Source organism: Serratia sp. (in: enterobacteria) (assembly GCF_052400455.1).
Lineage (GTDB): Bacteria > Pseudomonadota > Gammaproteobacteria > Enterobacterales > Enterobacteriaceae > Serratia > Serratia ureilytica.
The window spans coordinates 3,735,358-3,758,877 of sequence record NZ_CP185812.1 but is presented as its reverse complement, the minus strand read 5'-3'; the positions used below and the strand labels follow the sequence as shown (position 1 = coordinate 3,758,877).

General features: G+C 58.9%; 21 protein-coding genes. 10 read left to right on the top strand and 11 right to left on the bottom strand.

What is annotated here, in order from left to right:
- Positions 1 to 111 precede the first annotated feature (111 nt).
- The 3 genes from ACORQT_RS18230 to ACORQT_RS18220 all read right to left on the bottom strand — a co-directional run bounded on the left by ACORQT_RS18230 (position 112) and on the right by ACORQT_RS18220 (position 2,313).
- Positions 112 to 663 (bottom strand): LuxR C-terminal-related transcriptional regulator, encoded by a 552-nt coding sequence (locus tag ACORQT_RS18230; RefSeq protein ID WP_033651523.1) that lies wholly within the window; start codon positions 661 to 663, stop codon positions 112 to 114.
- Positions 664 to 1,392: 729 nt separating this feature from the next.
- Positions 1,393 to 1,824 carry a GNAT family N-acetyltransferase gene (locus tag ACORQT_RS18225; protein ID WP_042785169.1) on the bottom strand — a complete coding sequence of 144 codons (432 nt, stop codon included), beginning with the start codon at positions 1,822 to 1,824 and terminating at the stop codon, positions 1,393 to 1,395.
- Positions 1,825 to 1,833: 9 nt separating this feature from the next.
- Positions 1,834 to 2,313 carry a tetratricopeptide repeat protein gene (locus ACORQT_RS18220; protein WP_033651520.1) on the bottom strand — a complete coding sequence of 160 codons (480 nt, stop codon included), beginning with the start codon at positions 2,311 to 2,313 and terminating at the stop codon, positions 1,834 to 1,836.
- A gap of 216 nt (positions 2,314 to 2,529) precedes the next feature.
- Between ACORQT_RS18220 and ypfM the strand changes: the two genes are divergently transcribed.
- Positions 2,530 to 2,589, top strand: coding sequence for a protein YpfM (gene ypfM, locus ACORQT_RS18215; protein ID WP_100396732.1), 60 nt, complete (start codon positions 2,530 to 2,532; stop codon positions 2,587 to 2,589).
- Positions 2,590 to 2,713: 124 nt separating this feature from the next.
- Here ypfM and acrD read toward each other — a convergent pair whose 3' ends face one another.
- Positions 2,714 to 5,848: a multidrug efflux RND transporter permease AcrD gene (gene acrD / locus ACORQT_RS18210; RefSeq protein ID WP_042785168.1), complete on the bottom strand. Its 3,135-nt coding sequence runs from the start codon at positions 5,846 to 5,848 to the stop codon at positions 2,714 to 2,716.
- Positions 5,849 to 6,139: 291 nt separating this feature from the next.
- Here acrD and ACORQT_RS18205 point away from each other — a divergent pair, with 291 nt between their 5' ends.
- Positions 6,140 to 6,418 carry a winged helix-turn-helix domain-containing protein gene (locus ACORQT_RS18205; protein ID WP_004941750.1) on the top strand — a complete coding sequence of 93 codons (279 nt, stop codon included), beginning with the start codon at positions 6,140 to 6,142 and terminating at the stop codon, positions 6,416 to 6,418.
- Between the two features lie 31 nt (positions 6,419 to 6,449).
- Here the strand turns inward: ACORQT_RS18205 and ACORQT_RS18200 are convergent, their stop codons facing one another.
- Together ACORQT_RS18200 and narQ are read right to left on the bottom strand one after the other, a co-directional pair.
- Positions 6,450 to 7,082, bottom strand: coding sequence for a response regulator (locus tag ACORQT_RS18200; RefSeq protein WP_033643992.1), 633 nt, complete (start codon positions 7,080 to 7,082; stop codon positions 6,450 to 6,452).
- A 161-nt stretch (positions 7,083 to 7,243) separates the two neighbouring features.
- Positions 7,244 to 8,920, bottom strand: a complete 1,677-nt coding sequence (gene narQ / locus ACORQT_RS18195; protein WP_042785167.1) for a nitrate/nitrite two-component system sensor histidine kinase NarQ — start codon at positions 8,918 to 8,920, stop codon at positions 7,244 to 7,246.
- A 387-nt stretch (positions 8,921 to 9,307) separates the two neighbouring features.
- Between narQ and nudK the strand changes: the two genes are divergently transcribed.
- Positions 9,308 to 9,883, top strand: a complete 576-nt coding sequence (gene nudK, locus ACORQT_RS18190) for a GDP-mannose pyrophosphatase NudK (RefSeq protein ID WP_042785166.1) — start codon at positions 9,308 to 9,310, stop codon at positions 9,881 to 9,883.
- Between the two features lie 50 nt (positions 9,884 to 9,933).
- Here the strand turns inward: nudK and tkt are convergent, their stop codons facing one another.
- From tkt to rpiB, 3 genes are all read right to left on the bottom strand, one after another.
- Complete coding sequence (gene tkt / locus ACORQT_RS18185; protein ID WP_164057256.1) at positions 9,934 to 11,928, bottom strand: transketolase; 1,995 nt, start codon at positions 11,926 to 11,928, stop codon at positions 9,934 to 9,936.
- Between the two features lie 18 nt (positions 11,929 to 11,946).
- Complete coding sequence (tal, locus tag ACORQT_RS18180) at positions 11,947 to 12,897, bottom strand: transaldolase (protein WP_016926754.1); 951 nt, start codon at positions 12,895 to 12,897, stop codon at positions 11,947 to 11,949.
- A 193-nt stretch (positions 12,898 to 13,090) separates the two neighbouring features.
- Positions 13,091 to 13,549 (bottom strand): ribose 5-phosphate isomerase B, encoded by a 459-nt coding sequence (gene rpiB / locus ACORQT_RS18175; protein ID WP_033643988.1) that lies wholly within the window; start codon positions 13,547 to 13,549, stop codon positions 13,091 to 13,093.
- A gap of 318 nt (positions 13,550 to 13,867) precedes the next feature.
- On the opposite strand from rpiB, the gene ACORQT_RS18170 reads away from it, so the two are divergent.
- The 6 genes from ACORQT_RS18170 (at position 13,868) to ACORQT_RS18145 (ending at position 19,894) form a co-directional block, all read left to right on the top strand.
- Complete coding sequence (locus ACORQT_RS18170) at positions 13,868 to 15,004, top strand: MDR/zinc-dependent alcohol dehydrogenase-like family protein (protein ID WP_444859253.1); 1,137 nt, start codon at positions 13,868 to 13,870, stop codon at positions 15,002 to 15,004.
- Between the two features lie 66 nt (positions 15,005 to 15,070).
- Positions 15,071 to 16,339: an MFS transporter gene (locus ACORQT_RS18165; protein WP_042785164.1), complete on the top strand. Its 1,269-nt coding sequence runs from the start codon at positions 15,071 to 15,073 to the stop codon at positions 16,337 to 16,339.
- Positions 16,340 to 16,374: 35 nt separating this feature from the next.
- Positions 16,375 to 17,145, top strand: a complete 771-nt coding sequence (locus tag ACORQT_RS18160; protein WP_049866701.1) for an SDR family oxidoreductase — start codon at positions 16,375 to 16,377, stop codon at positions 17,143 to 17,145.
- Between the two features lie 29 nt (positions 17,146 to 17,174).
- Positions 17,175 to 18,176 carry a dihydroxyacetone kinase subunit DhaK gene (locus ACORQT_RS18155; RefSeq protein WP_015378693.1) on the top strand — a complete coding sequence of 334 codons (1,002 nt, stop codon included), beginning with the start codon at positions 17,175 to 17,177 and terminating at the stop codon, positions 18,174 to 18,176.
- A 3-nt stretch (positions 18,177 to 18,179) separates the two neighbouring features.
- Complete coding sequence (dhaL, locus tag ACORQT_RS18150; protein WP_033652574.1) at positions 18,180 to 18,836, top strand: dihydroxyacetone kinase subunit DhaL; 657 nt, start codon at positions 18,180 to 18,182, stop codon at positions 18,834 to 18,836.
- 95 nt (positions 18,837 to 18,931) lie between these two features.
- On the top strand, positions 18,932 to 19,894 hold the full coding sequence (locus ACORQT_RS18145; RefSeq protein WP_004936575.1) for a sugar-binding transcriptional regulator: 963 nt from the start codon (positions 18,932 to 18,934) through the stop codon (positions 19,892 to 19,894).
- 65 nt (positions 19,895 to 19,959) lie between these two features.
- On the opposite strand, the gene ACORQT_RS18140 is transcribed toward ACORQT_RS18145, so the two are convergent.
- Positions 19,960 to 20,553, bottom strand: a complete 594-nt coding sequence (locus ACORQT_RS18140; RefSeq protein ID WP_033643984.1) for a lytic polysaccharide monooxygenase — start codon at positions 20,551 to 20,553, stop codon at positions 19,960 to 19,962.
- Positions 20,554 to 20,957: 404 nt separating this feature from the next.
- Between ACORQT_RS18140 and ACORQT_RS18135 the strand changes: the two genes are divergently transcribed.
- A complete protein-coding gene (locus ACORQT_RS18135) occupies positions 20,958 to 21,899 on the top strand; it encodes a LysR family transcriptional regulator (RefSeq protein ID WP_025303805.1) in 942 nt (313 codons plus the stop codon).
- 85 nt (positions 21,900 to 21,984) lie between these two features.
- Here ACORQT_RS18135 and ACORQT_RS18130 read toward each other — a convergent pair whose 3' ends face one another.
- Positions 21,985 to 23,484 (bottom strand): glycosyl hydrolase family 18 protein, encoded by a 1,500-nt coding sequence (locus tag ACORQT_RS18130; RefSeq protein WP_033652572.1) that lies wholly within the window; start codon positions 23,482 to 23,484, stop codon positions 21,985 to 21,987.
- Positions 23,485 to 23,520 lie beyond the last annotated feature (36 nt).

Genomic DNA, 23,520 nt, shown 5'->3' with positions numbered 1-23,520 from the left:
CAGGGATAAGAGGTCGGCAACGTGGTTGAACGGCTGCCTTCGCCGACCGTGCTGGTGAAAAGGCGCCGGCGAAAGCGTTCTGCCGCCAATGCAGAGCTGGCGGAGAGAGAGCTACTCTTTATTGATCCTTATGTTTAAACGATCGGTCAAACACCGTACGCGGGTAATATGCAAGAGCGGTTTTATCCGGCTGGCGCCGAGTTTTTTCATTATTCGCGACTTGTAATGATTGGCGGTTTTATTTCTGATATTCATGGCATTGCTGATGTCGGCCAGCGATTTTCCCGTCGACCATTCCGAGAGAAAATGCGATTCGCGCTGAGAGAGTTGCGGCGGCTCGGTATAGTGGCTGTAGCGCTTATATAAGTCGCCGATCAGGTGGCTGAAGCGGCTCAATGATATAAGGTTTGATAATATAATGGTCTTGCTGTCGACAATCACCATGTCATGCAGGCAGTCGGTGATAATGACTATTTTGTAGGTATTGGGGTTGGCATATTCATCGCGGTAGCGCGCTTCAAAATTGGCGATGGTGACATCGATAAAGCAGACCCTTTTGCGGCTAAAACCGGCCGGCGCGCGTTTCTCCGCCCAGGTTTGATTGATGAGCTGCCGGATGCCGATAGCGGTATAGGCACACGCGCTGAAAATATCAATTTTCATTTTATTATAATCCCTTAATTTCTATTTCCCGGTGAGGATTGATATCTTAAAACATAAAAAAAGAAACAATCTAAATAATTTCACATTGAACTTATTGGGCGCCGCAGGGAAAGAACGCTATCCTGCGGTGGACAATCAGGAAAGCCTCATATACTAGCATGATTTATAAAGAGTAAATTTGGTTTTTAATCGAGCTGCCCAGTGAAGAAAGAGGGATAGAATAGAAACCCTCTATTAATACTCCGGTTATTAAAAGGAATTAACATAGAAAGTGGCTATCAAAATAAAATATTCGATCGTTAATATCGATCGTTTTTGTGAGGGAGGGAATGTTAATGAATTAATAATTAAGATATTTCTTGCTTTTTAGCGAGGGGTGTCGCTTATTTTTAACGCAGTTCAAAGAGTGTGCTGGGACAATCTCATGACGCGCGCCAAATTAATGGCAAAGATAAATTTTAATCAAAAAAATGCGATGTTTTAAGCTGCGTGCGTTGTGCAAGTGGGGAGGATTTATACGGGGGAACGGCATGAAAGAATGCCGGATCGAAATTTCCGATAAGATCACGTCGGAAATAGCGTCTTGTCTTGCGGACGGATTGGATCGCGTTAACGATGAATATATCGGCTACGACAATCGTCGGCCGTGGTGAAAGATCCTGACAGCGGCAGCAATTCTGCGGGGCATCTGCCGCCCTATTTTTATCAGCCGAACGTTGTAATGCGCGATTAACGCACGTAGCCCCCCAGTTGCAAACGCCGCAGAGCATCCCCCTCTGCGAACACCATGCCGGTGGTCAAATCGTGAAAACCGTACTTTTCATAGAAAGCCAGTTTTTCCGGCACCGAATAGATGAAAACCTTGCCGAGCGGCGCCAGATCTTGCATTACCCGGTCCATCAACCGGCGCCCCAATCCCTGCCCCTGAAAGCGCGGATCGATCGCCACGTCGGCCAGGTAAGCGACCGAAGTCAAATCGCTGATGGCATGCGCGGTGGCGATCAGCTCATCGCCGATAAACCCCCAATAGCAAAACTGGCTGTGTTGATAAACGCGTTGCAGCGTATGCGGATCGCGTTCGCCCAGCCCGGCGGCCTGCAGCAATTCACACAGCCGCCGCCAGTCGATGGCGCGGCGGTTCATATCGGTGATGATTTCCATCGTTGTCCTCTAATCAATATGATTGAGATCGGCGGCATAGTGCCGAATGGCGCGCTGATAGCCGCGGATGTCGGGGTCTGACGAGGTTTCCGCCAGCAACAACAACAGATCGGCCACGGCCCGTTTACCTTCATCCAGGTTGTACAGCGTCATGGCACGAAACAGCCTCAGCTCGTTGGCCTGCGGGAATTCAGCCAGGCCATCGTCGAAAGCGCGCAGCGAAGCCGGGTATTTCCCCAGGGCGCGGTAAGTGCTGCCGAGGCCCAGCCAGGCTTCACGGCGCTGGGCGGGCGGCAAATCGCGACCCAACGCCGCGAGGTAGCAGGGAATCGCCTGTCGCTCCAAACCCTGAACGTCGTACAGGCAGGCCAGCTGAAAATGCAGCATCGCCGCTTCCGGCTCTGCCGCCAGTTGCCGCAACGCCAGCGCAGTGGCTTCCTGATAATGACCTTGCGCTTTCAACTGTGAGACAGACAAAGAGGTGGACATGATCGGCGCTCCATTGGCGTATTGTTATACCTTTTACACGCTATCGTGGAGAAATTGATATCACAAGGGAATAGCCGTACTGAACATTGATCAGATAAATACGAAAATGTGCGCTAACCCCGGTTTCCGGGCCCGGCATCGTTCCCGTTTCCCTTCACATGGTCAAAAAACAGGCGTAGAATCCGCTTCGTCAAATAATTGAGGTTGTAAAGTATTATGGTTGATCGTGAATTAGGAAACTGGAAAGACTTCATTGATGAGATGTTGGGCAACTGACACAGCGATGAAGCCGATGGCAAGGTTGAGTCATTGGAAAATTACTGAAACACCGTGGGAACGAGATATTCGTTCGAAAAAGCAGCATCGGTCATCCGACGCTGCTTTTTTTATGCGCCGCCGATCACTCTTCGGCGGGCGGTGTGGCGGCAGGATGCGCTTTACCGGGGAAGCGGCGGCGAACCAGCACGAAGAACAGCGGCACGAAGAAGATCGCCAGCAGGGTGGCGGAGATCATGCCGCCCATCACCCCGGTACCGACCGCATGCTGGCTGCCGGAACCGGCGCCGCTGCTGGTGGCCATCGGCAGCACGCCGAAGATGAACGCCAGCGAGGTCATCAGGATCGGCCGCAGGCGCATGCGCGACGCGTCGAGCGTCGCCGACATCAGATCCTGCCCTTTCTGGTTCAGCTCATTGGCGAACTCGACGATCAGAATGGCGTTTTTCGCCGACAGCCCAATGATGGTCAGCAGGCCGACCTGGAAATAAACGTCGTTCTCCAGGCCGCGCAGCCAGGTGGCGGCGACCGCGCCGATCACCCCCAGCGGCACCACCAACATCACCGAGAACGGAATTGACCAGCTCTCGTACAACGCCGCCAGACACAGGAACACCACCAGCAGCGAGATGGCGTACAGCGCCGGCGCCTGCGAGCCGGACAGCCGTTCCTGATAGGACATCGCCGTCCATTCCAGACCGAAGCCGTTCGGCAGCTGGCTGACCAGTTTCTCCATTTCCGCCATGGCGGTGCCGGTGCTGACGCCGTTGGCCGCTTCGCCGACGATCTCCAGCGCCGAGCTGCCGTTATAGCGTTCCAGCCGTGGCGAACCATACTCCCAGTGCGAGCTGGCGAAGGCCGAGAACGGCACCATGCCGCCCGTGCTGTTGCGCACATACCATTTGTTGATGTCATCCGGCAGCATGCGGAACGGCGCCGCAGCCTGCACGTAGACTTTTTTCACCCGGCCGCGATCGACGAAGTCATTGACGTAGGTCGAGCCCCAGGCGGTAGAGAGCGTGCTGTTGATGTCGTCGATCGACACGCCCAGCGCCTGAGCCTTGCGTTGATCGATATCGATTTGCAACTGCGGGCTGTCGTCCAGGCCGTTGTGGCGCACGCGCGACAGCAGCGGATTTTGCCCGGCGAGCTGCAGCAATTGATCGCGCGCCGCCATCAGCTTGGCGTGGCCGAGGCCGGCGTGGTCTTCCAACTCCATATCGAAGCCGGAGGAGTTGCCGAGGCCGGTGATCGCCGGCGGACTGCTGGCGATCACCCGGGCTTCGTTAATCTTGCTGAATGCCTGAGTCGCGCGATCGATGATGTCGAATGAGCTGTTGGCGCCCGAGGCGCGCAGGTCCCAGTCTTTCAGCCGGACAAACAGGCGCGCCACGTTTTGGCCGTTGCCCCCCGGCCCGGAGCCGATGATGGCGAACACCGACAACACGTCCTGTTTCTCTTCGGTGAGGAAGTACTGCTCGACCTTCTCCACCACTTTGGACGTTTGCTGCAGGGTCGATCCCGCCGGCAGCTGCACCTGTACGGTGAAGATGCCGCGGTCTTCCTGCGGCAGGAACGAGGTCGGCAGCTTGATGAACAGCAGCGCCATGCCGCCGAGCAGCAGCAGATAAATCACCATATAGCGGCCGCTGGCGTGCAGGATGCGCCCCACGCCGCGCTCATAGCGATCGGCATTGCGGTTGAACATGCGGTTGAACCAGCCGAAGAAGCCGCGCTTGCCGTGATGATGCCCCTTGGCGATCGGTTTAAGCAGCGTCGCGCACAGGGCCGGGGTCAGGATCATCGCCACCAGCACCGACAGCACCATGGCGGAGACGATGGTGATGGAGAACTGGCGATAGATGGCGCCGGTGGTGCCGCCGAAGAACGCCATCGGCACGAACACCGCCGACAGCACAAGAGCGATGCCGACCAGCGCGCTCTGGATCTGCCCCATGGATTTGCGCGTGGCCTCTCGCGGCGGCAAGCCTTCCTCGCTCATCACGCGCTCGACGTTCTCCACTACCACGATAGCGTCGTCCACCAGCAGGCCGATCGCCAGCACCATGGCGAACATGGTGAGGGTGTTGATGCTGAAGCCGCAGGCGGAGAGGATGGCGAAAGTGCCCATCAGCACCACCGGCACGGCGATGGTGGGGATCAGGGTAGCGCGGAAGTTCTGCAGGAACAGGTACATGACCAGGAACACCAGCAGGATGGCCTCCAGCAGCGTTTTCACCACGTCCTTGATCGAGGCTTTGACGAACGGGGTGGTTTCATAGGCCACTTTGGCTTCCAGCCCGTGCGGGAAGTATTGCGACAGCTCGGCGATTTTGTCCTTCACCAACTGGTCGGTCTGCAGTTCGTTGGCGCCGGAAGCCAGCTTGATGTTCATGCCGGCGGCCTGCATGCCGTTGTAGCGGCTGAGGTAGTTGTAGTTCTCGCCGCCCAACTCAACGGTGGCGACGTTGCCCAGCGTCACCAGCGAACCGTCCTGATTGACCCGCAGGGTGATCTGGCGGAACTGCTCCGGCGTCTGGAGCTGCGACTGGGCGTTGATGGTGGCGTTCAGCGCCTGTTTATCGACCGACGGCGTGCCACCCAACTGGCCGACCGCCACCTGGGCGTTCTGCGACTGAATGGCTTTGACCACGTCCTGGGTCGTGAGCTGATAGCTGTTGAGTTTGTTAGGATCGAGCCAGATGCGCATGGCGTACTGCGAGCCGTAGACGTCCATGCTGCCGACGCCGTTGATGCGGCTGAGCGGATCCTGCAGGTTGGAGACGATGTAATCGGCGATGTCCTGCTTGTCCATGCTGTTGTCGGTGGAGACGAACGCCACCATCATCAGCGTGGTATCGCCGGATTTCGAGACCGTGACCCCCTGATTCTGCACCGCCTGCGGCAGACGTTTGATCGCCGCCTGCAGCTGGTTTTGTACCTGCTGCATCGCTTCGTTGGGGTCGGTGCCGGCTTCGAACGTCAGCGTGACGGTTGCCTGGCCGGTATTGGTGCTCTGCGACGACATATACATCATGTTGTCGAGGCCGGTCATATTCTGTTCAATGATCTGCGTGACGGTGTTTTCCAGCGTTTGCGCCGAAGCGCCTGGATAAGTTGCGCTGATGCGCACGTTCGGCGGCGCCAAATTCGGGTATTGTTCTACCGGTAAAGAAAAAATCGCCAACGCTCCGGTCAGGCAAAGAATTATTGCCAGCACCCAGGCGAAAATCGGGCGATCAATAAAAAAATTGGCCATGCAGCGCGAACCTCGTTATGACTTGTTCTATCTTTAAAACGCATCAGAATTATGCATTTCAGCGGCAGGGAGGGATCCCGGCGCTATTGCACTGTACTCGGGAAAGCCGAGGAAAGCGTGGAGAAAAAAAGGAGATAGTGTAAATAACGGTAGCGTAAAACGGCGTTGGCGCTTGTTTGCCGACAACGAGACGCGATTAAGACATTTTTATGACTGTCGAAGGCCTTGCGCGCCTTTTTGCGCGCACGGAACCGGAAATAAACAGGACTCACCTTACAGCAGGAGCTTGGCATGGGAATTAACCCGGTATTTGCCCGTCGGCTTTATTTGTGCTGGCTGATCAGCCACAGTGAGCGGCCCAATGTGCCGCGGTTGATGGCGCTGACCGGTTGGCCGCGCCGCACGTTGCAGGATGTGCTGAAGGCGCTGCCCGGCATGGGCGTCGAGCTGCAGTTCGTGCAGCAGGGCGTGCGCAACAACGACGGTTTTTATCAGCTGGAAAGCTGGGGGCCGTTCAACAAGAGCTGGGTGCACCAGCACCATCAGGCGCTACTCAGCGCCATCGAGTAAGCTGCCCCGGCGCAGCGGCCGGGGCTGACGTTCATTGGCTTTTATGCTCCAGGTACATCACCGTCGCCGCCACGCGAGAACGCACGTCCAATTTGCGCAGTATGTTGCGGATGTGCACCTTCACGGTTTCTTCAGAGATATGCAGCTGCGCCGCTACCTGTTTGTTGGACAGGCCGCGCGCCACCTCTTGCAAGACATCCAGCTCACGTTCGGTCAAGGCGGCAAAGGGATCGCGCTGCTCGCTGCGCGCCAGCAAATAGTCGGCCATGGCGTCGCTGATCACGTTCTGCCCCTCGGCGGCGGCGCCGATGTGCTCCAGCAGCAGTTCCGGCTCGCTGTCTTTCAGCAGGTAGCCGTCGGCGCCGGCGTCTATCAGCGCATACAGATCGCTGCGCGCGTCGGAGACCGTCAGCACGATGATGCGCGCGTCCACGCCTTCGTCGCGCAGGGCCCGCAGCGTGTCCAGCCCGGACATGCCCTTCATGTTCAGATCCAACAAGATCACGTCCGGGGCGTGCTGCAGCGCCAGCGCAACCGCCTCGCTGCCGTTGCCGGCCTCCGCCACCACGCTAAATCGCGCATCCAGTCCCAGCAGTTGTTTGATGCCGCGCCGCATCAACGGATGATCGTCAACGATCATGACTCGGTATTGCTTCATCACCATGAAATATGCTCCCTGTAGCAAGTAAAGCCACTCAAACGCGCCCTGCGGCGTGCTTCACAGTGGGACTGTCTCTTCAAAAATAGCGGCAATCAGCGCCGTAAACCTCCCCGGACGGCCTTCCGCCCGGCGGCAACCGTAACGCAGAATGAACAGCCGCAAGGTCAGGGCGAGAATGTCAGGCAAACCGCCGTACCGCCGCCGCTTCTGCGCTGAATGTGCAGCGTTCCTCCCAATCGCGCCGCGCGTTCGCTCATGATGGTCAAACCATAATGCCCTTCCGGTTCCTCCAGACTGGCGATGCCGCAACCGTCGTCGGTAATGCTGAAAACGTTGTCGCCTGCGGCGTTGACCTCGCAACACACCGTAATCTCGTCTGCCCCGGCGTGCTTGACGGCATTGAGCACCGCCTCGCGCACGATCTGCAGCGCGTGCACCTGCTGCTGGGCGTTGAGCGCCTGCGAAGACAGCCGACAGTGTAACTGAATCCGCGCGGGGGTTAGCGCTTTTAATGGCTGCAACAGCTGCTCCAGCGAGGCGTTCAGATCCGCCTCCTGAATGTTGAGACGGAAGGTGGCCAGCAGCTCTCTCAACTGGCGATAGGCATCGGCCAGCGTGCGATCGAAATCGTCGATAATGGTCTGCGCCGCCGGATCGGTGGCGCTGCGCCGCAGCAGCGTCAGCTGGATGCGCAGGAACGACAGCGTCTGCGCCAGCGAATCGTGCAGCTCGCGGGCGATGGTCGCACGCTCTTCCATCAACAGCAGATATTGGTGCTGCTTTTGCGCCCGGTTGAAGTAAACGCCGCGGCCCAACATATTGGCCAGGCTCTGCATCAGGTGAGGATGCGGCGGGTGCGCCTCGGGCTGCCAGCGCAACTCGCCCAGCGGCTTGTCGCCCTGGGTGATCGGCAGCGCGTTCCAGGCCTGCGTCGGCGCCGCTTCCCCTTCGCTCAGCCGCCACTGGCCCTGGCCGTCCGCTACGTTCAGCTGGATGCAGCGCAGCCGTTCGCTTTGGCGCACGATGCGCAGCACATTTTCGAACGCCTGCTGATCGAGCTGGCGCACGCTCAGCGCCTGCGAGCAGCGATACAGCACCTCAAGCGTTTCATTGGCCTGCTGCAGACGTTGGGTTTTTTCCTGTACCTTCAGCTCCAGCGACTGATAGAGCCGGGCCAGTTCGTCCGACATGGCGCTGAAGGTTTGCGACAGCACGCCGAGCTCGTTCGGCAACGTCACGTCCAACTGCGGGTGGCGAAAATCCCCTTGTTGCACGCGCTGGCTGGCGTCGACCAGATGCTGCAGCGGGGTGACCACCTGGCGGCGCATGAAACGAATGCAAAACAGCACCAGACCGATGATGGCGGCGTAACCCAGCACGCTGACGGCGGCCACCAGGGTCAGTTTCAGTTCGGAATAGCGCTGCAGGGCGGACACGAAATGGTCAACGCGATTGACATGGCCGGCGACCTCCGCCCGATAGGCGATCGCCTGCCCGTTGCGGATCTGCCGCTCCATCGTTTGCCACGCCTGTTGCAGCGCCAGGTAATGGTTGCGCACCTCGGCCGGTACGTAGAAGCGCGCCAGTTTTTGCAGCGCCGGCGCCTGCAATGACTGCCGGTATTGCTGCAGGTGCAGCTCCAGCTCTGGGCTCTGCTGGTCGAGATCGAAGGCCAACCGGTAGCTTTGCATGCGCAGCGAACCGGCGATATTGATCGCTTCGGCATCGCTCTGGCTGCCGGCGACGGTGGTCAACGCCAACCCGGTGGCGAGCACCGACAGTATCACGATGCCGAACAGCGCTTTGGCCAGGCTGCCGGTCACGGAACGTTTAACAAGCAATCAAGGATCCTTCTCTCAGGTAGGGCGCGTCGCCAGTTTCATTCGAAAGCAAAACTATAACTTTTGCAACTAAAATGCACCGCGATTTGTATCAAGTTGTCAACAAAACGGGAACAATTGTGGTTGTGTAATCAAATGAATAGCGAAACGCCCGTCGATTTTCAGCGGCGGGCCGGTTTCCTCTGACGATTTGTCTTTGGGGGGCGAATCGCACTGGGTTTTATGCAATCTCATGCGCCTGAGCGCGACTTATTTTTCATTATTTTAAGCAATGTTAAGTCCCGGCTTGTCCGGCGGGGCGCGGTGTGATTTTTGTTGCAAATCGTCTGCCGCGGCGCGGCCTAATCGCGGTATGATCTTCACGTTGTCACGCAAGGGAAAAGGGTTATGTCGTCGAAAATTGAGAATGTGAAGAAAGAGCTGCTGTCGGACAACTGGTATGTGCTGCACAAGTACACGTTCGATCTGAAACGCAAAAACGGCGGTTCGGTGCAACAGGTGCGCGAGGTCTACGATCGCGGCAACGGCGCCACCATTTTGCTGTATAACCGCGCCAAGGGCACGGTGGTGCTGACCAACCAGTTCCGTATGCCGACCTATGTCAACGGCAACGAGAGCGGCATGCTGCTCGAGGCCTGCGCCGGCTTGCTGGACGCCGACTCTCCGGAGCAGTGCGCGCGCCGCGAAGCGGTGGAGGAGACCGGTTTTCAGGTCAGCGAGGTGAAGAAAATCTTCGAAGCCTACATGTCGCCGGGCGGCGTGACCGAGATCGTGCACTTCTTTATCGCCGAATACCATGACGATGAGCGGCGCGCGGCCGGCGGCGGCATTGAAGATGAAGATATTGAGGTGATCGAACTGCCGTTCAGCGACGCGGTGGCGATGATCGCCGATGGCCGGATTAAAGACGGCAAAACCATCATGTTGCTGCAGTATTTGCAGATTCATCGGGTGATGGAATAAAAAAAGCCGGTCATGATGACCGGCTTTTTTATCGGCTTGCGCCAGACCGCTTACTTCAGCAGCGCCTGCGCCTTGGCCACCACGTTGTCCACGGTGAAGCCGAACTCGGCGAACAGCTGCTCCGCCGGCGCCGACTCACCGAAGGTGGTCATGCCCACGATAGCGCCGTTCAGGCCCACGTACTTGTACCAGTAGTCCGCGATACCCGCTTCCACCGCCACGCGCGCCGTTACCGCCGCCGGCAGCACCGACTCGCGGTACGCCGCATCCTGCTTGTCGAACGCGTCGGTCGACGGCATCGACACCACGCGCACCTTGCAGCCCGCCGCGGTCAGCTTGTCCGCCGCCTCCACCGTGATGCCCACTTCGGAGCCGGTGGCAATCAGGATAACGTCCGGCGTGCCCGCGCAGTCTTTCAGCACGTAGCCGCCGCGGTACACGTTCGCCAGCTGCTCTGCGGTGCGCGGCTGCTGGGTCAGGTTCTGGCGCGAGAACACCAGCGTGGTCGGGCCGTCGTTGCGCTCGATGCCGTACTGCCACGCCACCGCCGATTCCACCTGGTCACACGGGCGCCAGGTGCTCATGTTCGGGGTCACGCGCAGGCTCGCCAGCTGCTCCACCGGCTGGTGGGTCGGGCCGTCTTCGCCCAGACCGATGGAGTCGTGGGTGTAGACGAACACGTTGCGCAGCTTCATCAGCGCCGCCATGCGCACCGCGTTGCGGGCGTATTCCACGAACATCAGGAAGGTCGCCGAGTACGGCAGGAACCCGCCGTGCAGCGCGATGCCGTTGGTGATGGCGGTCATGCCGAACTCGCGCACGCCGTAATGAATGTAGTTGCCCGCCGGGTCAACGTTCAGCGCTTTCGAACCGGACCACATGGTCAGGTTACTCGGCGCCAGGTCGGCGGAGCCGCCCAGGAACTCCGGCAGCACCTTGCCGAACGCTTCCAGCGCGTTCTGCGACGCCTTGCGGCTGGCGATGTTGGCCGGGTTGGCCTGCAGTTTTTCCACGAACGCCTTGGCGTCCGCTTTCCAGTCCGCCGGCAGCTCGCCGTTCATGCGGCGCTTGAACTCGGCGGCCAGTTCCGGGAAGGCCCTGGCGTAGGCGGCGAACTTGTCGTTCCAGGCCGCTTCTTTGGCCTGACCGGCTTCCCTGGCGTCCCACTGGGCGTAGATGTCCTGCGGGATTTCAAAGGCGGCGTATTTCCAGCCCAGCGCTTCGCGGGTGGCAGCCACTTCGGCGGCGCCCAGCGCGGCGCCGTGCACGTCATGGGTGCCGGCCTTGTTCGGCGAACCGAAGCCGATAACGGTCTTGCACATCAGCAGCGACGGCTTGTCGGTCACCTTGCGGGCTTCTTCAATCGCGGCCTTGATGGCGTCCGGGTTGTGGCCGTCGACGTTGCGCACCACGTGCCAGCCGTAGGCTTCGAAACGCAGGGCGGTGTCGTCGGTGAACCAGCCGTCGACGTGGCCGTCGATGGAGATGCCGTTGTCATCGTAGAAGGCGGTCAGCTTGCCGAGCTTGAGGGTACCGGCCAGGGAGCAGACTTCGTGCGAAATGCCTTCCATCATGCAGCCGTCGCCCATGAAGGCGTAGGTGTGGTGGTCGACGATGTCGTGACCAGGGCGGTTGAACTGCGCCGCCAAGGTGCGTTCGGCGATGGCGAAGCCGACGGCGTTGGCGATACCCTGGCCCAGCGGGCCGGTGGTGGTCTCAACGCCCGGGGTGTAACCGTACTCCGGGTGGCCCGGGGTTTTGGAATGGAGCTGACGGAAGTTTTCCAGCTCGCGCATCGGCAGGTCGTAGCCGGTGAGGTGCAGGAGGCTGTAAATCAACATGGAGCCGTGGCCGTTGGAGAGCACGAAACGGTCGCGGTCAGCCCAGTGCGGGTTAGTCGGGTTGTGGTTGAGGTAGTCACGCCACAGGACTTCGGCGATGTCCGCCATGCCCATAGGGGCCCCCGGGTGGCCGGAATTTGCTTTTTGTACGGCGTCCATGCTGAGTGCGCGGATGGCGTTGGCAAGCTCTTTACGAGAAGACATAACGAAACTCCAGTGCGATTACAGTTGAGCGGCCAACATGTCTTCCAGCTTCTGCTGGTCGACGGCGAACAGGCGGATGCCTTCGGCGAGTTTTTCTACCGCCATGGCGTCCTGATTGTGCAGCCAGCGGAATTCCGCTTCGGCCAGCGGAGCGGGTTGGTGGAAGCCCTCGGTCGACGGGGTCAGCTTGCGCTCGACCGGCTGTTCGCTGTTTTTCAGCTGCTCCAGCAGGTTCGGCGCGATGGTCAGGCGATCGCAGCCGGCCAGCGCCAGGATCTGCTCAACTTTGCGGAAGCTGGCGCCCATGATCACCGTCTGGTAACGATGACGCTTGTAGTATTCATAGATGGTGCGCACCGATTTCACGCCCGGATCCTGATCGGCGTCGTAGTCGGCGGCAGGCTGTTTAGCCTGGTACCAGTCATAGATGCGGCCGACGAACGGCGAGATCAGATACACGCCGGCTTCGGCGCAGGCGCGGGCCTGAGCGAAGGAGAACAGCAGCGTCAGGTTAGTGTTGATGCCTTCTTTTTCCAGCTCTTCGGCGGCTTTGATGCCTTCCCAGGTGGAAGCCAGCTTGATCAGGATGCGCGATTTGTCGATGCCCTGTTCCTGATACATGCCGATCAGTTTGCGCGCTTTGGCGACGCACATGCCGCGGTCGAACGACAGGCGGGCGTCCACTTCGGTGGAGATGCGGCCCGGCACGCTTTTGAGGATCTCGACACCGATGTTGACCGCCAGTTTATCGCTGGCGTTGATCAGCTGGGTTTCCTTGCTGCCGCCCTGGCGGCGGGCATACTCCAGCGCTTCGGTGATCAGCGCTTTGTACTGCGGCAGCGCGGCGGCTTTCAGGATCAGCGAAGGGTTGGTGGTGGCGTCCTGGGGTTCGAACTGGCGGATGGATTCGATATCGCCGCTGTCGGCGACCACCGTGGTCAGCTGCTTGAGTGCGTCTAATTGATTCATTGATAAGCTCCTTGACCAAGCTCAACGTAGGGAAATGAGAACCTTTTTCATCATAGGGGGAACACACTGCATCATCGGATCGAGAATGAAAATGCGCTTTTTCTGATTGTTGCGATGGATAATAACAATGAATGACGAATAAACCCAGGCGGAGCGCGGCTTGCGCGCGACCGCCATCGAGACTGCAGGCGGTTTAACGCCGACCGACCGCGTTTTCGTAATAGCCGATCCGCTCGACTTTCGGTGCCGAACCTCCCCCTTCAAACTCCGATTCCAGCCAGGCATCGACGATGGTTTTCGCCAGTTCGGCGCCGATGACCCGCGCGCCCAGCGTGATGATCTGCGCATCATTGCTTTTGCGCGCCCGTTGGGCGGAGTAGGTATCGTGACATTGCGCCGCGCGAATGCCGGGCACTTTATTGGCCACGATGCTCATACCGATGCCGGTGCCGCACAGCAGGATCCCCCGCCGATGTTTTTCCTCCCGTATCGCCTGCGCGACGCGATAGGCGATATCGGGATAGATCCCCGTTTCTGCGGTGCGATCCGTCGTGTAGTCAATGACGGGAATGTCCCGTCGTTGCAGGTGGGCGACGATCAGATCCTTCAATTCAATGGCGGCATCGTCGGCGCCGATGGCGATAGGCAGCATAGCGGTCTCCTGATTGGTAACGAAAAGGGCGGCGATCCTCGGTGGCGCCACGTTCATTACCGTATCCCTGTTTAATCAAATGTTCAATTGATGTTCTTTTGTTTTTTACCTGATTTTTCTGTCTCTCCCTTTAAAAGGTGACGGTCGTCACTAAAAAAGAGGTTTTAATCGTTATTTATCCTCATGCAGACGGGTTTTTGAGCGATATCACAGTTTGGCAAGTTCTCTGTGGGCAAATTGAACGCGTGACGTTAGTGTTCATTTGTTCTTTGTTTGTGTTATTGATCATAAAGAGTCACCCTACCAGAGGAGAGTGCTATGTGTCAGACCTGCATGACAGAGGCGAAAATGGCGGACGGTATCCCCGAGATCATGAAGGCGGTTGTGGCGTACGCCCCGAAAGATTACCGCCTGGAACAGGTGCCGGTGCCGAAGATCGGCCCGAAAGAGATCCTGGTGAAGATCGAGGCCTGCGGCATCTGCGCCGGCGATGTTAAAGCGTTCGAAGGGGCGCCCAGCTTCTGGGGCGATGAAAAACAACCGGCATACATCAAGGCGCCGATGATCCCCGGTCATGAGTTTATCGGCCACGTGGTGGGATACGGCGAAGGCGTCGAGGGCTTCAATCTCGGCGATCGGGTGATATCAGAACAGATCGTTCCCTGTTGGCAATGCCGCTTCTGCAACCGCGGCCAGTATTGGATGTGCGAAAAGCATGACCTGTACGGTTTCCAGAAAAACGTCAATGGCGGCATGGCCGAGTACATGAAGTTCACCAAAGAGGCGATTAACTATCACGTACCGGCCGATCTGCCGATCGAAAAAGCCATTCTGATCGAACCCTATGCTTGCTCCTTCCATGCGGTGCAACGCGCCAATATCAAACTGGGCGATGTCGTGGTGCTGGCCGGCGCCGGCACCCTGGGGCTGGCCGGCGCCGGCACCCTGGGGCTGGGCATGATCGGGGCGATCAAAAAGTCCGGGCCCTCGAAGCTGGTGGTGCTGGATCTGTCCGACGAGCGTCTGGCGCTGGCGAAGCGCTTCGGCGCGGATGTGACGCTGAACCCGACCCGTGACGACGTGCCCGCGGCGGTTAAAGCGATGACCGACGGCTACGGCTGCGACATCTACATCGAGGCGACCGGCGCCCAAAAGTCCGTGGAACAGGGCCTGACGCTGATCCGCAAGCTCGGCACCTTCGTGGAATTTTCCGTGTTCAAGGATCCGGTGACCGTCGACTGGAGCATCATCAGCGACCGCAAGGAGCTGGACGTGCTCGGTTCGCACCTCGGCCCTTACTGCTACCCGCTGGTGATCGAAGGCATCGCCAATGGCGATCTGCCGACCGAAGGCGTGGTGACGCATACGCTGCCGCTGGAACAGTTCGCCGAGGGCTTCGAGCTGATGAAGCGCGGCATCGGTTCAATCAAAGTGGTGCTTAATCCAAACCTCTGAAACCTGCATCGTTCTTCGGGTGCGGGCGAGCCTGCGCCTCCATAATCACATGTGCTGGGGTGTTCTATGTTGCATGGACTGATTCATCGCATTGGTCTGTCACCGAAACTGCTGCTGGGCTATGCCGGCGTGTTGGTGTTCATGATGGGCGAAGGGCTGGAACAAGGATGGCTGTCGCCTTATTTGATCGGCAAGGGGCTGAGCATTCAGGAATCGGCGCTGCTGTTCAGCGTTTATGGCTTTGCGGCCGCGATCGCCGCCTGGTTTTCCGGCGTGCTGGCGGAAATCTTTACCGCCCGGCGGGTGATGTTGGCCGGCCTGCTGCTGTTTCTGTTCGGTTCGGTGTGCTTTTTGACGTTCGGCCTGCCGAGCAACAACCTGGCGATCATGGTGCCGACCTATGCGCTGCGCGGCTTGGGTTATCCGTTGTTCGCCTACGGTTTTCTGGTGTGGGTGGCGTATGAGGCGCCGCCGGAAAGGCTGGGGTCGGCGGTGGGGATTTTCTGGTTCGTCTACAGCGGCGGGCTCAGCGTGCTGGGCGTGCTGTATTCCAGCATCATGCTGCCTTATCTCGGCGAGATCCACACGCTGTGGAGCGCGCTGATTTTCGTCGTGCTGGGCGCGGTGATTGCGCTGATGCTCAATCGCGACGACGGCGCGGCACAGAGCGGCAACCGGGAAAAAGCGTCGCTGGGTTACGTCTTGAAGGGCATCACCATCGCGTTTGAAAACCCGAAGATTGGCCTGGGCGGCATCGTGCGCACCATTAATACCTCTGCGGCATACGGCTTCGTCGTATTCATGCCCATGTACATGATGGATATGGGATTCACCCGCACGCATTGGCTGCAGATGTACGCCGCGCTGTGGACGGTCAACATCATTTTCAACCTGATTTTCGGCGTGATCAGCGACGGTCTCGGCTGGCGCAATGTGGTGATGTGGTTCGGCTGCGTCGGCTGCGCCTTGACCACGCTGATGTTCTACTACGTGCCGCAATTCTTCGGCGCCAACTACCTGCTGACCGTTTGCGCCGCCGGTTTGTTCGGCGCCTGCCTGGCGGCGTTCGTGCCGCTGTCGGCCATCATGCCGTCGCTGGCGCCGGACAATAAGGGCGCGGCGATGTCGATTCTCAATCTGGGCGCCGGCCTGAGCACCTTTGTCGGCCCGGCGGTGGTGGGGCTGTTTATCGGCAGCCTCGGCACCGTTGGCGTGATCTGGATCTTTACCGGCTTGTACCTGTTCAGCGGCGTGCTGATGAAATTTGTCACGCTGCCGAAGGAAAACGCGATGGCGCAGGAAGAACGCGGCGCGAGTTTGGCGAAAATATCCTGACCGAGGGTGAAGTTCACAGTTTTAAGGGGAAATTTATGATTAATCATCAAACTACGGCGCCGCGCGAGCTCTCGCTAAAGGGCAAGGTGGCGCTGATTACCGGCGGCGCTGCGGGGATCGGTCTCGCTATCGCCGAACGCTATCTGCAAAACGGCGCGCGCGTGGCGCTGCTCGATCGGGCGCCGCAGGTTGCGGAAGTAGCGCGACAGCTGGACGCCGAGGCGGCGCTGGGCGTCGTGGCCGACGTCACCGATGCCGCGTCGGTGGAGCGGGCGGTGGCGCAGATTGAGGCGCATTTCGGGCGGCTGGACGTGCTGGTCAACAGCGCCGGCATCGTCGCGCTGCATCCCGCTGAGGAACTGCCGGAAGCGGCGTGGGATGCAACCCTGGCGGTCAATCTGAAAGGCGTGTTTCTCACCTGCCAGGCGGTGGGCCGCCGTTTCATTCGCCAGCGCGGCGGCAGCATCATCAATCTCGCCTCGCAGGCCGGGGTGGTGGCATTGCCGAATCACCTGGCCTATTGCGCCAGCAAAGCGGGCGTTATCGGGTTGACCCAGGTGCTGGCGCTGGAGTGGGGGCCACACAACGTGCGGGTCAACGCCATTTCACCCACCGTGGTTTTGACGGAGCTGGGGCGCAAAGCCTGGTCAGGCGAGGTGGCGGAACAAATGAAGCAGAAAATCCCGCTGCGGCGCTTTGCTGAGCCGCAAGATATCGCCGCCAGCGCCCTGTTTTTGGCCGGTGACGCGGCGGCGATGATCACCGGCGCCAACCTGGTGGTCGACGGCGGTTACACCATTCAATAATTTCTTATTCAGGCGACAGAGAGGCCGCGATGAACAGAATCATTAACGATCCCGATCACGTAGTGGAAGACGCCATTCAGGGCTATAGGCTGGCCCACCCGGACTATTACGCCGCCACCGACAATGCGCGGGTGTTGAAATATCCGCCGGCGCCGATCGCCGGCAAAGTGGGCATCGTCACCGGCGGCGGTTCCGGCCATGAGCCGGCGTTTCTGGGGTATGTCGGCAAAAACATGCTGGATGCCGTCGCAATTGGCGAGATTTTTTCATCGCCTACGGCGGGGGCTTTTCTCGACGCGTTCAAGGCGGCGGACAGCGGTGCGGGCGTCGCTTGCCTGTACGGCAACTACGCCGGCGACAACATGAACGTCAAGATGGCGATCAAGAAGGCCACGGCGGCCGGCATACGGGTGAAAACCGTGGTGGCCAACGATGACGTCGCCTCGGCGCCGGCCAGTGAGATCGATAAACGGCGCGGCGTGGCCGGAGAAATTCTGATGTGGAAGGTCGGCGCGGCGGCGGCGGCCAAGGGATACGATCTGGACGGCGTGATCGGCGCGGCGCAAAAAGCCATCGACCGGTGTCGTTCGATCGGCGTCGGCCTCAGTTCCTGCACCATTCCCGCGGTCGGCAAACCCAATTTTCATATCGAAGACGGCAAGATGGAGATCGGCATTGGCCATCACGGCGAACCGGGCATTGAGGTGTCGCCGATCCAGTCGGCGTCGGCGATGGCCGGCACCATGCTCGATTTCGTGCTCAACGACATGCCGCTGGAACAGGGGCAGGAGGTAGCGTTGCTGATCTCCGGGCTTGGCGCCACGCCGGTGATGGAGCTGTATATCTATTATGCCGAAATAGAGCGTCGGTTGACGGCGAAAGGCGTGCGGGTGCATCGGCGCTACGTCGGCAATTACTTCACGTCGCTGGAAATGATGGGCGTGACGCTGACGCTGATGACGCTGGATGACGAACTGAAAACGCTGCTGGACATGCCGGCGCAATCTTTAGGCTTAACCCAGGTGGAGTGAATCATGACGGAACAAATTTCAACCCGGTACGGCAGTGAGATCGTTACGGGGCTGATAGAAACCATTGTCGGCAACCGCGAATACCTGAGCGAAATCGACGGTGCCATCGGCGACGGCGACCACGGCATTAACATGTCGAAGGGATTCGCGATGTGCGGCGATGCCATTCGCGGCCGCGAGCTTACGTTGGCGCAGGCGTTCGATGCGGTTTCCGATGCGCTGATGGAGGGCATCGGCGGTTCGATGGGGCCGCTGTACGGCAGCCTGTTCATGGGCATGGCGGAGAGCGTGCGCGAGCGCAGCGTGCTGGATAAGCAGGCATTTTTGGCGATGTTGCACGGCGGTTTGCGCGAACTGCAGGACATCAGCAGCGCAGGCGTGGGGGACAAGTGTCTGATGGATACGCTGATACCGGCGGTAGCGGCGTTTGAGCAGGCGGCGGGGCGCGGTGACGACTTCGCCGCTGCGCTGGAACAGATGAGGATCGCCGCGGCGCGCGGGCGCGATTCCACGCGCGAGCTGGTGGCGAAAATCGGCCGCGCCAGCCGTCTGGGCGAGCGTTCGCGCGGCGTACTGGACGCCGGCGCGGTATCTTGCTGCCTGCTCTTGACCCGATTGGCGGACGAGGTGGAGCAACGACTGAATACCGTTGCCGCCTGAACGCGTTATACTAGCGGGCATTCAGCATTGTCGGAGGGGCGTGTATCGTCCCTCCGCCATGATTAACCGGCCTGCCGTGGGGAAACGTCTAACGGATGGAAAAACAAACTGTGTCCCAGGATAACGAACTGCTGACCGAAATCGCCGTTGCTTATTATCAGGATGAGATCACGCAGGAAGAGATCGCCAAAAAGTTCGGCATCTCACGGATCAAAGTCGGTCGTTTGCTCAAGCGCGCCAAGGAAGAAGGCATCGTCGAGATCAACGTGCGTTATCACCCGGTGTTCAGCACCCGGCTGGAACAGCAGATGATGGAACGTTTTCCCATCAGCCGCGCGCTGATCGCGCTCGATCATCAGGACGAAGAGGAACAGCGTCGGCAAGTGGCGGCGCTGGTGTCCAACTACCTGGCGATGTCGCTGAAAGACGATATGGTGTTGGCGGTCGGGCAGGGACGCAACGTGGCGGCGATCGCCGATCACGTCGGCAGCGTGACGGAGCGCAACTGCAAGTTCATCTGCGGCATCGGCGGCACCCACCGTCCGGGCGATGCGATCAACGCCGACCATATCAGCCGGCGTCTGGCGAAGAAGTTCGGCGGCAGCAGCGAGACGCTCTATGCGCCGGCCTACGTCGAAAATCGCGCGTTGAAAGACGCCTTCATGCAGAATGGCACGATCAAGGAAACGTTGGATCGCGCGCGTAAGGCCGATGTGGCGTTAGTCGGCATTGGCGACATGAATGAAAACAGTTATATGGTGAAATTGGGGTGGTTTACGCCGCACGAGATTATCGACGCCAGCCTTAATCAGGGCGTGATCGGCGACATCGCCGGCTATGACTTTTTCAATGCCCAGGGGCAGCATGTCGATACGGTGATGAATGACCGTGTGATTGGGCTGAGCATTGATGAGCTGCGCAAAATTCCGTGCGTGATCGCCATTGCCTCCGAGAATACCAAGGCGCTGGCGATTTTGGGCGCGTTGCGCACCGGCGCCATCGACATTATCGCCACCAGCGCGCTCAATGTGCGTACTATCCTCAACATGTCGCAATAGCGGCACCCGCAAAAAAGGGTTCAGCGCCAGGCTGAACCCTCCAGAGACATCCCCCTTTTGACGGATCAGTGGCTGAGGTTGACGTCGATCGCCTGATAGAAGGCGTTGGCGGTGTCGGCTATGTCCCACACGGCAAGGATCACGTGCGAACCGCTGCGATCTGCCGGTATGTTGCACTGGTGGGTGACCTGCGCGGCAGGGATGGCGCCGCCGTCGTTGAACTGGCAGAACGGCGTCAGGTCAAAGGAAGCGCGGGTCAGCGGTTGAGAAGCGTCCCAGTTCGGCTTGGTGATGAAATAGCGCCAGCTGGTGGTGCTGTGACGCGCGGTCAGCTTCCAGGTAAAGGAGTTCGGGCCGGTTTTCAGGTTGAGCTTGTTCCAGCGCGTCGGCGTTTGCTGATCCAGTTCGAAGAAGGTGGACTTGTTGGCGCTGGCGATATGGCCGTCAACCGGGCCGGCCTGCGGGAAGCCTTTCAGGCCCTCGACGCTCTGCGGTTCGTACTGCACGCTGCCGCACTGAGTGTTGAGCTGCAGTTTGCACTGGTAGGCGCGGCTGGCCGGCGACTCGACATAACCGTGAGCATTCGCCTGTTGCGAAACGCCGAACATGGCCGCGCTCAGCAGGCCCAGAGAGAGCAGGGTACGGGAAGTTTTGTTCATAAGTCACTCCTGACTGAAATTATGTTGTAAGTTGAGCGTATTTCACCGACAAAATGAGAGACCAATAACGCAATTAGAAATAACCCTTCTTGTCGGCTTGTTTTATTTTTATCATTCTGGTCGTGCGATAGAGCGGAATGTTTTAACGGCTATTAACGAAAATTATTATGATGACGATCTTTGATCGTTAGGCTGAATTTATTTAACTGTCGCTGTGTAAAAGTAGGGCGCTATGATGAATTTTATATCAGGTCGTGATGAATAGTATTTAAGATAGCGCTCTCATTTATGAAGTATATTGCTTGTTGCTATGAGTACCCTTGTTCGATTTGATCGATTTTTGTGCGCCACCACCTTGGGAATTTAGTGTCATTTTTCTTATTTTATTTTAAAGAGGAATTTGTATGACTAGATTATCCCTGGACGCGATTAAAATAATCAGCACCATCAAGAGCACCGGTTCTTTCTCTATGGCGGCGGAGGCGCTGCATAAAACGCCTTCGGCGATCTCTTATCGGGTTTCCAATATTGAAAGCAAACTCTGCGTGAAACTTTTTCATCGCAATGGCCCCATGATTACCCTGACGGATGAAGGGGAATTTCTCCTGCAGGAAGGCAGCTGGATATTAAATGCGGTGCAGGATCTGGAAAGCCGGGTGCGCAACATCCCCAAGCTGGACAATAATATCCGCCTGGCGGTAGACACCTTCTTCCCGTTGGAAACCCTGACGCAGGATATCCGCGACTATATTCAGCATTGCCCGAACGCCAGTATCTCGGTGCAGCGAGAAGCGTTGAACGGCACCTGGGATGCGCTGAAGAACAACCGGGCGGATCTGATCATCGCCATCGGCCAAATTCCCGATAGCGTGCAGGCCAAAACCCTGATGCTCGGCAAGCTCAACTTTGTGCTGTGCGTGTCGCCTTCGCACCCGTTCGCGGCGCAGAGAAAGCCGGTGTGCAAGAAACAGCGGTTGAACGACATCGTGGTGGTGATCGCTGACAGCAGCCATGAGCTGCCCAAGCGCAATCACGGCACGCTGCCCTTGCAGCGTCAGTTGGTGGTATGCGACGTGGAAAGCAACCTGGCGCTGCTCAAACGCGGCATCGGCCACGCTTTTCTGCCGCCTGCTTTGATCGAAAAGGAATTGGCCAGCGGCGAACTGGTGACGGTGCCGGTGGAGATGCAAAAGGGCGACGAAATGATTTGGCTGGCGTGGCACCCGGCCAGCAAGGGCGCCGGGTTTAACTGGTGGCATGAGCGGCTGACGCGCAAAAGCGATGTCTACAGCCTGATGGGCCGCGAAGTGGTGCGGGATGGCGGTTATCCTTGGTGCCACAACTGAAGGAATAGAGACGAAGGGACGCGAAAATCAAACGGTTAACTCAATGAAAACCCCGCAGCATTCGGCTACGGGGTTTTTTTACGGCTTACGCCACGCGGCCCACCTTCAGCCAGGCGCCGTCAGAACCGGGCGCCGAGGTGATGTAACCCCATTTGGTTTGCCAGACGTAACCCTGGTAGGACACCAGCGCGCCCTGCGCGTAAGTGGTGCCCGGCACATAAGCCGGCGCGGTCATGATCGGCAGGTTGCCGGGGCCGACGCCGGTGTAGCGCAGCCCGGTGCCCATATCCAGCTGGCTGTCGTCGTAGTCCGCGGCGTTGAAATAGCGATCCAGCGAGGCCAGCAGATCGCCGTTGCGGTTGTCTTGCCCCAGATGCCAGAACATCACGCCGCCCAACTGCTGCTGCTTGATGTATTTCGCTTTGTATTTGAAGCTCTCGGCATCGTCATAGGTGACGAACAGCCCTTTCTGCGCATGATACAGGTAAGGCGTTTTGGTCTTGTCGTTCCACAGCCGCTGATAGCCGTAGTTGCCCAGCAGCATCTGCTCCAGTTGGCGATAGGAGGCGATGCGCGGATCCTTGTCGCGCACGCACTCTTCGCAGCCCACCAGCCAGTAATCGGTGTTCGGGTACGGATCTTCGCCCGGCGTGCTGTGGCTGCTGTATTGCCCGCCGTTGCCGCCGCTGACGCCCTTGAAGGCGCGGCCGTAGAAGGGCACGCCCATCACGATTTTGGCGCTCGGCACGCCTTCCATCATCAGGTGTTGCTGCACCGCGGCGTCGACCGTCAGGCTGAACGGGCTGGGGAAGGCGCGGGTCAGCTCTTCCCAGCTCCAGCCCAGGTTGGCTTCGCGCAGCGCATTGTAGAAGGTCGGCCCGGCCGCATCGCCGAACAGCGCCGCCTGGTGGTTGGTTACCTTCTCCCAGGGGCCGGCCAGATCGTAGGTCATCAGGTTGATGTAATCGAGCGGCGCGACGATCTGCGCCAGCTTGCTGTAATAGCGCGACAGGAAGAAGGCGCCGCCGGCGCCGGCGATGGTCAACTGGTACGGCAACGCCTGGCGGCCGTCGGCGACGGTTTGCTGGTTCAGCAGGGTGCGGATCTCCTGCAGCGCGGCGATGAAACCGTCCACTTCCGAGGCTTGCGGGTACTCCCAGTCGATGTCCACGCCGTCGAAGCCGTAATCCTTCATGATGCGCACGCAGGATTGGGCGAACTTGGCGCGCGACGCCGGGGTTTTCACCGCGTTGACGTAGTTGGCGTGCGACACACCCAGATCGTTGGAGTAGTACCAGCCGCCGATGGAGAACATGATGCGCAGGCTGGGGTTGTGCGCTTTGAGCGCGGTCAGGCGGTTGACCACATCGCGCGCCTTGGCGTCGTTGGTGGCCGGATCCCAGGCGCATTCCAGATTGCTGTTGATATCCAGGAACGAGAAGTTAATGTGCGTCAGCTGTTTGGCTTTGGCCGGCGTGATGTTGGAAACCGGGAACGGCACGACAGACGTATCGGTCTCGGTGTAATTATTGATTTGGTTGGTCGGAATAAAATAATACCCAATAACGGCTTTACGTGTGGACATGGCATTTCTCCAGAGTGGATGTTTTTGAATGGGGAA